We start from the raw sequence: 12,476 nt of genomic DNA on the forward strand, positions 1-12,476 counted from the left end.
ATCTCCTTATTTATGGTTACTGCAATGTTTCCGTCACGTTCTCACACGGTCCCCTGTCTCATAAGCTGTCGTTGCACTCTCAAACTATCGCCGCGCCCCATATCGACTTCAAATCCCGCTCCACGGATTCGCAGCTCCAAGCAATGTCTACATTGGGCAGACTCATCGCCCAAACATATTTTATTCTCATAAATCGCATACTTAGGCCTCACCGCCAGTGGCGACAAATTAGGCATCACCACATTCGCTCCCGCCTGAAGCGCCTTCTCCCTTCCCTGGGGATGAATCGTCCCCATGGCCGTGGATGCCGGAATAAGCGCATCTGGAACGACCAACCGGGATAATGAAATGATATCAAGTGCCTTTTCCATGCTCCCCTGGCTGGCCTCACGAAGCGGCGTATTGCTATGTGGTAAAAAGGGGCCAATTCCGATCATATCTGGCGACAGGCTATGCAAATAGACCAAATCATCTGCTAATTCACTGTTCGTTTGTCCCGGCAATCCCACCATACATCCAGCCCCGATCTGAAAGCCGATCCGTTGCAAAGCCAGCAGCCGGCTACGCCTGCTTTCGATCGTCATCGTCGGATGCAGCTTGGCGTACAAACTGGGTGAAGCTGTCTCATGCCGGAGTAAAAAACGGTCCGCGCCCGCCTCGTATAGTTGCTCATAAGTTTCGTCATCCCGTTCACCGATGGACAATGTAACCGCCACATCTGCAAAACGGCTTTTAATTTCCCGAATTAGTTTCGTCAGCCGGGCAGCCGTAAACCAGTAATCTTCCCCACTTTGCAAAACAAAGGTCCGATAACCCAGTTCATACCCCTCCGCGCAGCAGGCCAGAATTTCTTCCGGCTGCAAACGGTAACGGTCTGCCTGTTTATTCGAAGCACGCAGCCCACAGTACATGCAATCCTGACGACATATACTTGAGAATTCAATTAATCCTCGTAAAAAAACACCTTTGCCATAACGCTCCAATTTGGTGCGAGCTGCCAGTTGGCGCAGTTGTGCTCGTAGCGTCGGCTCACTATCCAGACGTGTCAGCAGCTCCGTCATTTCCGTATGCGTCCATTCCTTGCCATCAGCCAGACGCAGTAATAATTCGTCCGTGACTCATCCCTTCTTCCCTCGTCCATCCGGACTTTACATCATCAGTGGCTTATATCGTACATGTATTATTCTAGCAACATCAGAGAGAATATAACGTGACTAGTTTCACAAAAAATCCCATTTTCTGAAAACCAATTTCATTCTCACCTTAAAAACTACATATTCATCTCTACACACAAAAAAAGCTGTTCCTCCGTTATAGAAGAAACAGCTTCTCTCGATAGGTCTATTTATCACTGAATCAAATCAATCGCCTGCTGGGGTACAAAATAATCAACGCCGTTAAATACGACTACACCGTTGAGCGTAGAATTTTTACCATTCAGTGTAGCAATATTTTTGTATACTGGAAGCTCCAGCTTGTTACTGCCTTTGGTCACCGTAATGACTTTCGTGTCCGCAGTAAACTTGGCTCCTTTAGCTTCAAAAGCGGCTTTTGCAGGAACAAACAGTTGCTTGCTGACTGTATCCAAATCCAGTCCAAGTACACGTGTCATATACTTATTTACATCTGTATTGTCGATGACACCGGATGGACGGTCACCGTTCGGCGCGTACGTGTACAACACGACATCACCCCCTGTGTGTCCACCTGTAGTCCAGCCAATATTGGCGCGTTTGCTAATAATTGGTCCGACGGCATAGTTCATGCTGCCTTCTTTGGCATCTTTAATTGTTTTTACTTCTTCGTCTGACAAATCGGTGATGCCAAAATACGTGGAAAGTACCTCTTTAATATTGCTGCGATCTGCATTCAGCTTGGCTTCCAAGCCTTCACCCGTCAGCTTCGCTTTTTTCAATGGATCTATAAAAGAAGCTAAAGGCGTTTTGTCATAATTGCTAGTTGTATCACTGCTACCAATCGTCAATCCACCGTTTCCATGGTCTGTCACTGCTACGACGACAGTATTTTGGTTTTGCTTGGCGTAATCGAGAGCTACTTTCACTGCTTCGTCAAATGAAAGCACATCACTAATAATTCCCGTTGGATCATTAGCATGTGCAGCCCAATCCACTTTACTGCCTTCTACCATTAAGAAAAAGCCTTTATCATTTTTGGATAACACATCAATGGCTTTCGTTGTCATTTCTGCCAGACTAGGTTCCTTCGATACATCGCGATCCAGGTCATATGCAAGGGCTTCGGGAGAAAAGCTGCCCCAGAGCTTGCTGGAGGTCGAATTTTTCAGCCCTTCAGGTGTTGTGACAAAATCATAGCCCTGGTCTTTAATTTGAGCAATTAAATCTTGGCCGTCCTTACGCCCTGCTGGCTCCAAAAACTTGCCGCCTCCACCTAACACAACGTCAACTCCGTTGTAGGCTTGTTGCATGCTGAGTGCATCATAATTTTTGCGGTCAGGATAATGTGCGGTAAAATCAGCTGGTGTCGCATGCATAATCTCTGAAGTAGCAATAATTCCGGTTGATTTCCCTGCTAGCTTGGAAGCCTCCAGAATGGAAGCTACAGGCTTTTTGGCGTCACCTGCTGCGATCGGTTGCTGTCCGGGCATCGTTGCTTCGTCTGGAAGAACGCCTACATACCCAGTATGTGATTTATGTCCTGTGGCAAAAGCTGTACCCGCCGGAGCAGAATCGGCAATCGGTGCATCCGCAGAATGTGTACGCACCATCCCGCTTGCCATGCTGTCTAACGTTAAGGATGATCCTTTGTACCATCTAGCCAATGCAGTAGCGTCATTAGCCATGCCGTCTGGAATCAGAATAATTACATTTTTAATTGTCGTGTCCTTCTCGACTGCCATCGCTGTCCCGCCGCTTACGGTTAGCATCATCGTCGCTAGGAGTGCAGCTACCGATTTTTTCGTATGTATCCCCCAACATTTTAGCATTCATTTTCCTCCCAGACCTTTTTTTGTACAACCAGAACTAAGATTAATTATGTTTTATCAGGAGAATGTTAAGGGAATTAATTATCTATATTAAAAGACTCTATTTGTGAAAAAACGCTTCATCTTATATAAAACTTGTGACACATGAGATTCGTTAGGATTGGGCATTTAATTTTATTATTGTATAATCAGTCTATGATTTAATAGGAAAAGCTTATAAGATAAGGAGCATGAAATTCGATGGAATTCAGACAGCTTCAGTACACCCTGCAAATTGCAGCGGAAAAAAACTTCTCACGCGCAGCAGAAAAACTGCATATCGCTCAGCCTTCGTTGAGCCAGCAATTGTCCAAACTGGAAAAAGAGCTTGGGGTATTGTTATTTCAACGCAACACCAGCACGGTGGAACTAACACATGCCGGAGCAAGCTTTGTGGAAAAGGCAAAAAAAATAGTCGACGCGGTGGAACAGCTCCGACAGGAAATGGACGATATCTCTCAGTTGCGAAAAGGGAAGGTCGTCGTTGGCAGTATGCCTATCACGGGCTCCCATTTGCTGCCACATGTGCTGCCTGTATTCAAGAGGGCTCATCCAGACATTGAAATCGTGTTAGTCGAAGATTCATCCATGAATCTGGAGAAAAAAACGGCAAGTGGCGATACCGATCTCAGCCTGCTCTCTCTTCCCCTAGTAGAACCTACACTATCTTATGTACCCATCGGTGAAGAGTGGATTGATCTCGCTGTTCCTCCAGGTCATCCCCTAGCCCTGCGTAAAAACGGTAATCAGCCGCAGCCAGTGCACATGGAAGAACTTAAAGACGAGCCTTTTGTCGTCCTGAAAAAAGGGCAAGGCTTTCGCAAGCTGACGATGGATCTGTGTCATCAGGCAGGCTTTGAACCTAATGTGGTGTTTGAAAGCACCAATATGGAGACACTCCAATCGCTCGTAGCGACAGGTATGGGAGTGACGCTCGTTCCCCGTTTTATCGCCCGCGCCGCCAGCAGCGAGTTTGTTCCAGCATTGCTGCCACTAGCCGAACCTACCCCCAGCCGTACCCTGGCGATTGCTTACCGGAACGGACGTTATTTGTCTAAAGCTGCCGAAGCTTTTATTGATACCTTCCGAGAAACGGTCAAGCAACTTTCTCAAAAGTAGCATCGAACGTGAAAAGGACCGTCTTCCTCCCCAGCCCAAGCCAGAGAGGAAGACGGTCCTGGGGCTTCGCCCCTATACTTTCAATACGGCATTTAGATCACGGGTTCGATTACACTGTTGCGATTGCTTCCCTCTGTCTTCAACGAACCACATTTCATGTTCATTTGAAATCCATGTCAGCCTCGCCTGATTACTCTACACTTGCTCGGAAACTCCACTTTATCCATCCCGCATCACTTCTTTCCTTAAGGTCTCTAGTCTTGGTATCCAAGAATGTCCTACCTCAGTTCCAATGTGCTGTGTGATCCCAAAGTGCCTGTCCTCGCCTTGTTGTGATCAGGGTCTCCCTACATGGGGTGGACTTTTATCCTGATCATAGCCCATTTCAAAGTTGTTTCCGACAACCTGTCTATTTAAGCCTCTCGGCCGTGACAGGCCATCCCTATTCGCCAGTTCGGATCTACTTTGGTTATCCATCGTTATCAACCTCCTGGTGTCGGGATACTATTATAATACACCTATGGGCTGTATCTGAAACAGATTCAACAATTTTTTTATCGGGATGAACCAAATGCTTGCTGCACGTCGGATTCACTCACTTGTGTCTTAATAACCAGTTTCGAAGGATCTTGAGGCGAATATATCACCTCTATAATACTTCCCTGTTGCAGTTTGGATAGTTGGGAAGAAAAAACTTCCTTTTGCGTGGTTACATTAAATGTTTCGCCATTGCTTTTCGTCACCGCTAGTGTAAATTGAAGCTTAATTTTATCGGGTCCCGCTTCCCCCATGGGTGTAACATCCAGTATCTTCGCGTAAGCCTGCTCACCGGTTTTGGCGATTTCCATCAGCTCAGGCGAGACGCCCTGCTTGACCATCTGCTCATTCATTAATGCTTGCAAATCCATTTGCGACACCTGACCTTTCAGGTCGAGACCTACCTTCATTTTGTCTTTCTCAGATACGATCAACGGAATGATCGAGCCCGGCTGAAATTGAGCCATGGAGGTCAAAGGAATAATCGTCGTCAAGGCAGTATCATATTTATCTTCACCCTGTTTGGTTACGGTCAACCCGAGCTTTACCTGTGGTTGATTGTTTACATAAGTCCCTGTTTGTTGAACACTTGTAATGATTCCAACCCCCGGAACACCCTTCTTGACTTTACCGCCACCAAAAAACAAACCTAAAATACCCGGTAGAAATATAAGCGCAAAGCCTGTATAAATTAACGGCCGATACCACGGGGCTTCCATAATTAAAAATGGATCATCCCATAAATATTCAGCCAGAAAAGGCGAAAATCCTACCCCAAACACCAGAAGTACCCCGATCAAACTCAAAAATCCTTTCATTCTCCAAAACCCCTTTTTCAATCATTTATTTAAAAAAATGTGCTCGCAAGAATGGTGAAACGCCCGCCAATCATTTACGCTGTCACCAGCCCCATATAAATCAGCTCTGATGGATTTGCCGGATTGCTACCCAGACCCACCACATCTCCAGGTCGCGGAATTTGCAGCTTAGATACGAGCGTTTCCAGCGTTTTTTGGTATCGATTGCCGCTAACTTCCGTCACATCTAGTACAAGCACCACAATCGGATCAAAATTCACGAGCTTCCCGGTATCTGTTACCGAAATCACAACCGCAGTTGCTGCCATCGCCAAGCCTCCGTTAGCCGCCGTTTGAGCTTGTCTTGCCGAGTTTAAGCTCTGGTTGATCTGTTCCCGATGCTCTTTGGGGACCAGACCTTTCATAAATAATCCGGACAAGCCCTTATTCATCAGTTGATCTGCATGTTCTATCGCATCCTGCTGTTTTTTCTTCTTACCGAAAAAGTTCATCATGTGGTTGCACCTCATATTTTGTATTGTTGTACCTTATGAATTCAGTATAGAAGACGGTATCCAACACCACAATACGTTTTGACGCATACAAAAAAACCGAAAAAACAGCAGCTTTAAACTGTTTTTTGTCGGTTTAGTTTTGAGCTTTGGGGCGGTTTGCACAAAATTTTGCGCACTTCAGAGCATTCTTTTGCACGATCATCTGAATGTTTTGTGAAAAACGAGTGCATTCAGCCTATTTTTTACGCAAAAGATAGACCAGTTTACGATAATACGCTGATGATTCTTTATAGCGACGACTGTCCTCGGATACTACAGCCAGCGTTTCATATAGTTGCTCAAGCCGCGCTGGATGCTGGAGAGTTTCAAAATAAGGCAAACATTGCAGAGCATGCATCCAAAAAGCATCCTGTTTTCCCTGGGCAAGCGCAAGCTGGCTTTCATAAAAATCAAGCCCCATTTGCTGATCCGTTGTCAGATTAGTTTTACGTAGCTGATCCAGATGCTGTGAGAGCAGTCCCCAGTTTTTTCGGGTAAATGCAATCTCACAACGGTATATCAGCGTAACGGGCAGCATCATTTGTTGCATTTCCTCTCGCTCCCGACTCACCAATGCTTCAAAACGCACTACTTCTTCCAAGGCCTTATCCAGCTCGCCAATCGATGTCAGCATAATAATCCGATTGTTCAGGATCGTCGTAAGCATATCTGCCGCATTTTCCAAATAGACCAAATTCGCCTCCGCCATAGACAACGTTAACAGTGCTTCCTGTACAGAACCCATAGCAAAGCAATATCCGCTATAAGTCACGTACAGGCCCGTCAGACGGTGAAAGAGCCGATCATCATATACCCTGCGCATTGTTTGCTCAAACACCTGTTTGGCCTGATCAAATTGCTTGACCTGAATGCAGGCCTCCATCATAATGTTTTGCGCATTCAGCCAGTTTTCGGTTCCCTCATCCACCAGGCGGATGAGCTGCGTAACGTTATTTAGTACATCATAATAATGATTTTTAGAGCGGAAATATTGAATTTTATAAAATAAAATTGCTTTTTTTAGTGGTGCGGGCAACTCCACCTCATCCGAGCGACCAAACCTCTCCAAATAAAAATTCAAATAGGTTTGATGCAAATATTCATAGGCTGTTGGGTCATTTAGCTGCTGGAAATAAACAGCCTTCATCAAATAAGTCGTCATTTCCACCACGAGCGAATCGTTGCGATCCTCCAACTGATCCACATAGCTTTCCGTAGCGGGATTAGCCAGCTTGGACAGCTCTGTGAAAATCGTATCCGCTGTAGCCAGCGTCTCCTCATCCTCTGCCGATGCACGTAATAGGTAGGAAGATTGTACACCTAGACGTTCAGCAATTTGCTCAGCTAAATCCTCAGCCAGCGGGTAACGGTCAGCCAATATATTCGCAAAATGTGCAGGTGTAACTAATCCGTCTACTAACTCTTTACGGGATAGGTTTTTCTTTTTACACAAAAATTCAATGCGTTCCTTAAGCATGGATTATCCTTTCTATACTGACTATCGGTCATACAGCAGGGGACGCCGATCTTCAAACACTGGAATACGCCCACGCACGTCCTGAACCAAGGCAGACTCAATTGAGCCTGTGAGAATCTCCTCCTGCTCTCCGCCCTCGGCAATCATTTCTCCCCATGGATCAATGATGAGCGAATGCCCGAAGAAATCGGTATCTCCACTACGACCTACCCGGTTACAAGCAATGACATACATCTGATTTTCAATAGCCCGTGCGGTCAGCAGGGTACGCCAGTGGTGAAGCCGGGGATGAGGCCATTCTGCAGGTACGATCAGCAAATTTGCGCCAGACAGGGCCAGACTGCGAGCCAGCTCAGGAAAACGGATATCGTAACAAATTGACGCCCCAGCCTGTATTCCACCATCCAGTGCGAATACAACTTTCTCCTCGCCAGGCTGTAAATATTTCTCTTCATCCATAAGTCGGAACAGATGAATTTTAGAATACGACGCCACTTCTTTGCCTGTACGGTCAAAAACGAGCATCGTATTGTATACATGACCGTCGCTTTTTTTCTCTGCGATCGACCCTGCTACTACATTCACTTGATAAGTGGCGGCAAATGCCGCTATCCATGCCCGAGTCTCCGTGCCTTCTTCGTCCGCCAGCTCATGAATGCGATCCAAGGCATAACCTGTATTCCACATTTCCGGTAGAACAATCAGATCTGGCTTTTGTTCGGCCTTTACCGCTTGTTCCATTAAAGAACGGATATGATTGTGGTTTTCGGGAGGATTTCCTATCTCTATATGAGCTTGTATAAGTGCCACACCGAATGGCTGAGCTTCCTGATACGTCAAAGTTCTTCATCCTCTCTATGAGCCGGAACTTTTCCCGTGTCCCATTGTCCGGTATTTTCTCCCATCATAGCCCGATTAGTCTGGGTTACGCAACCATACAAGCTCAATTCCCCCTATACAACTCGGTAAAATCGTGATAGATTGTTTCTTAAACTATTCCAAAAGGTCGTGTACATTGATGACTCATTTTTCTATTCCCTCGGCTGACGTCATGAAACAGTTACCCACTCAATTTTTTGCCACACTTGTACAAAATGTAAACCGTGAAATTGCAGCAGGGCATGATGTCATTAATCTCGGACAGGGAAACCCGGACACTCCTACTCCATCTCATATTGTAAAAGCTTTACAGGAATCAGCGGATAACCCGCTGTATCATAAATATTCTCCTTTCCGCGGCTACAGCTTTCTCAAAGAAGCCATCGTCCAGCGCTATCAGGAGGACTACGGCGTAACTCTTGACCCGGAAAGCGAGGTCGCCATCCTGTTTGGCGGAAAAACGGGCTTGGTTCAGCTACCGCAAGTTTTGCTCAATCCCGGCGATGTGTGTCTCGTCCCTGATCCCGGCTACCCGGATTACTGGTCTGGCGTAGCCTTGGCTAAAGCGGAAATGTCATTTCTCCCCTTAAAGGAAGAGAACCGTTTTCTGCCTGATTATGAAGCCATTTCCGAAGAAGATCGCCGCCGCGCCAAATTAATGTTCCTTAATTATCCGAATAATCCTACTGCGGCAACTGCCCCACTCTCCTTTTACGAGGATACGGTTGAATTTTCGCTACGTAACGGTATTGTGGTTGCCAGCGATTTTGCCTATGGCGCTATTGGATTCGATGGCAAGCGGCCTGTAAGCTTCCTACAGGCCGAGGGGGCTAAGGATGTGGGGATTGAGTTCTATACCTTGTCCAAAACATACAACATGGCCGGCTGGCGTGTTGGTTTCGCGCTCGGTAATGCCAAGATCATCTCGCTGATTAATTTGCTACAGGACCATATTTATGTAAGCCTGTTTGGAGGTATTCAGGCAGCAGCGGCGACAGCTCTGACGTCCTCACAGGAATGCGTAACCGAGCTGGTTGCTCGCTATGAATCACGCCGCAACGCTTTTTATGATGCCCTTGGTCAAATAGGCTGGAAGGGGACGCGTCCAAGCGGCTCCTTCTTCAGCTGGTTGCCTGTGCCGCAGGGCTATACTTCGGCTTCTTTTGCTGATCTGCTACTGCGTGAAGTCAAGGTAGCTGTCGCTCCAGGGATTGGGTTCGGTAGCGGCGGCGAAGGATATGTGCGAGCAGGGCTTCTGAGCTCAGAAGCTCGACTGGCCGAGGCGGCTGATCGAATTGGCAAGCTAAACCTGTTTGGTTAAGCCGTATTTTCCAGCTACAACTTCTTTGCCAAACCTAGTCTTTTCGTGGTATTCTGTATCCAATATCATTTAGCGCGTTGAAGGGACTATTAAGAGAGGCTCGGTCCTGTTCAGAGAGTAAATTCCGATAGGCTGCAAGAATTTACCTGGACTCTCTCCCAACTCCTATCCCCGAGCGCCCTGCGCAATCAGGCGGTCCCTGCCGTTAACAGGTTTTAAGTGGGATGATCATGAATCATCAATGAAGGTGGTACCGCGGAAGCACAAACTTTCGTCCTTTGCATACAAAGGATGGAAGTTTTTTTGCATTAAAAAGAGTAAAATTAAGGAAGTGGACGTCTTGTCAACACGTATCGTCATTAAAATCGGTAGTAGCTCCCTGACTGGAGTGGAAGGTGGTCTGAATCGGGAAGCCATCGCTTATTTTGCTAGGGAAATCAGCTTGCTTCGTGCAAAAGGCCATGAAGTGCTGCTGGTTACATCAGGCGCTGTAGCCGCCGGGTTCCGGGAGATTGGATATCCCTTTCGGCCCAAACTGCTGCATGAAAAGCAAGCGGCAGCTGCCGTCGGCCAAGCTCTTCTCATGCAAGCCTATGAGCAGGCTTTTAAAAATTTTGACCTCGTAATCGCGCAGGTTCTGCTGACCCGTAGTGACTTTCTGAGCCGCAAACGGATGAACAATGCCGGAATGACTGTAGAAGAATTGCTGCGCCAGCAGGTTATCCCGATTTTTAACGAAAATGACACCGTATCGATTGACGAATTGAAATTCGGCGATAATGATATGCTGTCTGCACTAGTTGCCAATCTGGTCAAAGCCCAGCATTTGATTATCATTACGGATACCGATGGCGTATATACGGCTGACCCGCGCAAGCATCCAAACGCTGTACGTTTTGAACGTATCGAGGAAATTACAGAGGAGATTTATGCATTAGCCGGAGGTTCTGGATCAGCAGTAGGAACTGGCGGCATGCGATCCAAAATCGAGGCTGCCAAAGTGGCTACACGCGGCGGTGTGCCTGTATATGTGGGACGGGTAAGCGAAAATGGTGATCTGGATGCAGCCGTCGAAGGACACGGACCGGGCACTTATTTTGATACCCACCTCTCTTCACTGCCGATGAAAAAACAATGGCTTGGATTTATGTCCACCCCTTTGGGCTCAGTGCATGTAGACCAAGGGGCCGAAGAAGCGTTAGTACACGGAGGACATAGTCTGCTTCCGGTTGGCGTACGACGTGTCGAGGGCAGCTTTCATGCTGGAGATGTCGTTGAGGTACTGGGACCGGAAAATAAGGTATTAGGACGTGGCATCGTCAATTATGATGATGAACAGCTTAAAATGGTACAAGGTTTACCTAGCGGTGAGGTTGTGGGCAAAATCGGTCCCATCCATCGGCTTGAGGTGATCCACAGGGATGAATGGATTACATTATGTATGTAGGGAGGCCATAATATGAGTGATTTAACGACAAACACAGCGATAACAGAGGATAACCAGTTCAGCGAAGTACGAACCAAAGCAAGTCTCGCGAAAAAAAGTGCCGGGGTTATGAACCGACTGACTACAGCACAAAAAAACGAAGCATTGCTTGCTATGGCTGAAGCTCTAGTAAACCATGCAGAAGAGCTGATTGCAGCGAATCATAATGACCTGAAACGTGGACGGGAACTGGGAACGTCCGAATCACTGCTCGACCGCCTCAAGCTGACCGAGGAGCGAATCGGGGCTATTGCTGAAGGATTGCGGCAAATTGCGGCACTACCTGATCCGGTCGGCGACACGCTTGAGCAAATTGAACGTCCAAATGGTCTGCGGATTGAGAAAATACGTGTACCGCTGGGTGTCATCGGCATCATATATGAAGCGCGTCCAAATGTGACCGTGGATGCAGCGGGTCTGTGCTTGAAAACAGGCAATCCGGTTGTGCTGCGTGGTGGTTCGGCTGCTCTCTCCTCCAACCGCAAGATCATTGAAGTGCTCCAGCAGGCGCTAGACGCAACAGCCGTGCCACGCGAGGCGCTTCAACTCATTGAAGATTCAGACCGTGCCTCCGTCAGCGAAATGCTCACCTTGAACGGCTTGCTGGATGTAATTATTCCACGCGGCGGTCGTTCACTCATTCAAAATGTTGTTCAGAACGCTACCGTGCCTGTCATCGAAACCGGGGCTGGCGTATGCCATACGTTCTTGGACGCTACAGCGAATGTAGAAATGGCCGAAGCGATTACACTCAATGCGAAGGTACAAAGACCGTCCGTGTGCAACTCGATGGAAACACTGCTCGTACACTCGGATTATGCTCAAGCACATTTAACAGGATTGGCTGAACGTTTTCGTGATGCTGGGGTTGAGCTGCGCGGATGTGCACGGACACGAGAACTAGCTCCTTGGGCTGTCTCTGCCACGGAAGAGGATTATGGCACCGAGTACAATGATTACATTTTGAATGTAAAAGTCGTAAACAATTTGGACGAAGTACTGGAGCATATTGCCCGGTATGGCACGATGCATTCAGAGTGTATTGTTACTGAGAATAAAGCTCATGCTGAGCGTTTTCTGCAAGAAGTGGACGCGGCAGCCGTGTACCACAATGCATCCACCCGCTTCACGGATGGCTTCGAGTTTGGATTTGGTGCCGAGATCGGAATCAGCACACAAAAATTACATGCCCGCGGCCCTATGGGGTTGCCTGCCTTGACTTCAACCAAATACCGCGTGTACGGTACTGGACAAATCAGGGAATAATATCATAAATCAATCCGTATCTTTGGAGGTATGAAT

The 12,476-nt window shown here is 47.2% G+C and carries 11 protein-coding genes; 4 read left to right on the top strand and 7 right to left on the bottom strand.

Annotation, left to right across the window (positions count from 1 at the left end):
* Nucleotides 1–41: 41 nt before the first annotated feature.
* Nucleotides 42–1,094, bottom strand: a complete 1,053-nt coding sequence (hydE, locus tag MKX36_RS14200) for a [FeFe] hydrogenase H-cluster radical SAM maturase HydE (RefSeq protein ID WP_256620845.1) — start codon at nt 1,092–1,094, stop codon at nt 42–44.
* A gap of 254 nt (nt 1,095–1,348) precedes the next feature.
* The gene (locus tag MKX36_RS14205) at nt 1,349–2,965 is read right to left on the bottom strand and encodes an alkaline phosphatase (RefSeq protein WP_340864919.1); all 1,617 of its coding nucleotides are present in this window, start codon (nt 2,963–2,965) and stop codon (nt 1,349–1,351) included.
* A 240-nt stretch (nt 2,966–3,205) separates the two neighbouring features.
* Here MKX36_RS14205 and MKX36_RS14210 point away from each other — a divergent pair, with 240 nt between their 5' ends.
* Nucleotides 3,206–4,123: a LysR family transcriptional regulator gene (locus MKX36_RS14210; RefSeq protein WP_017427573.1), complete on the top strand. Its 918-nt coding sequence runs from the start codon at nt 3,206–3,208 to the stop codon at nt 4,121–4,123.
* 336 nt (nt 4,124–4,459) lie between these two features.
* Here MKX36_RS14210 and MKX36_RS14215 read toward each other — a convergent pair whose 3' ends face one another.
* The 5 genes from MKX36_RS14215 to MKX36_RS14235 form a co-directional block, all read right to left on the bottom strand.
* Nucleotides 4,460–4,600 (bottom strand): hypothetical protein, encoded by a 141-nt coding sequence (locus tag MKX36_RS14215; RefSeq protein ID WP_016822153.1) that lies wholly within the window; start codon nt 4,598–4,600, stop codon nt 4,460–4,462.
* 77 nt (nt 4,601–4,677) lie between these two features.
* Nucleotides 4,678–5,478 (bottom strand): hypothetical protein, encoded by an 801-nt coding sequence (locus MKX36_RS14220; RefSeq protein WP_025365098.1) that lies wholly within the window; start codon nt 5,476–5,478, stop codon nt 4,678–4,680.
* Between the two features lie 74 nt (nt 5,479–5,552).
* Nucleotides 5,553–5,972 (bottom strand): hypothetical protein, encoded by a 420-nt coding sequence (locus MKX36_RS14225; RefSeq protein ID WP_016822155.1) that lies wholly within the window; start codon nt 5,970–5,972, stop codon nt 5,553–5,555.
* A gap of 235 nt (nt 5,973–6,207) precedes the next feature.
* A complete protein-coding gene (locus MKX36_RS14230) occupies nt 6,208–7,488 on the bottom strand; it encodes a helix-turn-helix domain-containing protein (protein ID WP_019687831.1) in 1,281 nt (426 codons plus the stop codon).
* Between the two features lie 21 nt (nt 7,489–7,509).
* Nucleotides 7,510–8,328 carry a carbon-nitrogen family hydrolase gene (locus MKX36_RS14235; protein ID WP_016822157.1) on the bottom strand — a complete coding sequence of 273 codons (819 nt, stop codon included), beginning with the start codon at nt 8,326–8,328 and terminating at the stop codon, nt 7,510–7,512.
* 178 nt (nt 8,329–8,506) lie between these two features.
* On the opposite strand from MKX36_RS14235, the gene MKX36_RS14240 reads away from it, so the two are divergent.
* The 3 genes from MKX36_RS14240 (at nt 8,507) to MKX36_RS14250 (ending at nt 12,440) form a co-directional block, all read left to right on the top strand.
* Nucleotides 8,507–9,688 (top strand): pyridoxal phosphate-dependent aminotransferase, encoded by a 1,182-nt coding sequence (locus tag MKX36_RS14240; RefSeq protein ID WP_340864920.1) that lies wholly within the window; start codon nt 8,507–8,509, stop codon nt 9,686–9,688.
* A gap of 241 nt (nt 9,689–9,929) precedes the next feature.
* Nucleotides 9,930–11,135: a glutamate 5-kinase gene (gene proB / locus MKX36_RS14245; RefSeq protein WP_016822160.1), complete on the top strand. Its 1,206-nt coding sequence runs from the start codon at nt 9,930–9,932 to the stop codon at nt 11,133–11,135.
* Nucleotides 11,136–11,147: 12 nt separating this feature from the next.
* Nucleotides 11,148–12,440: a glutamate-5-semialdehyde dehydrogenase gene (locus MKX36_RS14250; RefSeq protein WP_123797329.1), complete on the top strand. Its 1,293-nt coding sequence runs from the start codon at nt 11,148–11,150 to the stop codon at nt 12,438–12,440.
* The last annotated feature ends 36 nt before the right edge of the window (nt 12,441–12,476 follow it).

Origin of the sequence: Paenibacillus sp. FSL W8-0439 (genome assembly GCF_038008995.1) — a bacterium.
Lineage (GTDB): Bacteria > Bacillota > Bacilli > Paenibacillales > Paenibacillaceae > Paenibacillus > Paenibacillus polymyxa.

Excerpts from the sequence above, each read along its gene's own strand:
- MKX36_RS14215 (WP_016822153.1), bottom strand. The coding sequence starts at position 4,600 with ATGGATAACCAAAGTAGATCCGAACTGGCGAATAGGGATGGCCTGTCA.
- MKX36_RS14210 (WP_017427573.1), top strand. The coding sequence starts at position 3,206 with ATGGAATTCAGACAGCTTCAGTACACCCTGCAAATTGCAGCGGAAAAA.
- MKX36_RS14240 (WP_340864920.1), top strand. The coding sequence starts at position 8,507 with ATGACTCATTTTTCTATTCCCTCGGCTGACGTCATGAAACAGTTACCC.
- MKX36_RS14230 (WP_019687831.1), bottom strand. The coding sequence starts at position 7,488 with ATGCTTAAGGAACGCATTGAATTTTTGTGTAAAAAGAAAAACCTATCC.
- proB (WP_016822160.1), top strand. The coding sequence starts at position 9,930 with ATGAAGGTGGTACCGCGGAAGCACAAACTTTCGTCCTTTGCATACAAA.
- MKX36_RS14220 (WP_025365098.1), bottom strand. The coding sequence starts at position 5,478 with ATGAAAGGATTTTTGAGTTTGATCGGGGTACTTCTGGTGTTTGGGGTA.
- MKX36_RS14205 (WP_340864919.1), bottom strand. The coding sequence starts at position 2,965 with ATGCTAAAATGTTGGGGGATACATACGAAAAAATCGGTAGCTGCACTC.
- MKX36_RS14250 (WP_123797329.1), top strand. The coding sequence starts at position 11,148 with ATGAGTGATTTAACGACAAACACAGCGATAACAGAGGATAACCAGTTC.
- MKX36_RS14225 (WP_016822155.1), bottom strand. The coding sequence starts at position 5,972 with ATGATGAACTTTTTCGGTAAGAAGAAAAAACAGCAGGATGCGATAGAA.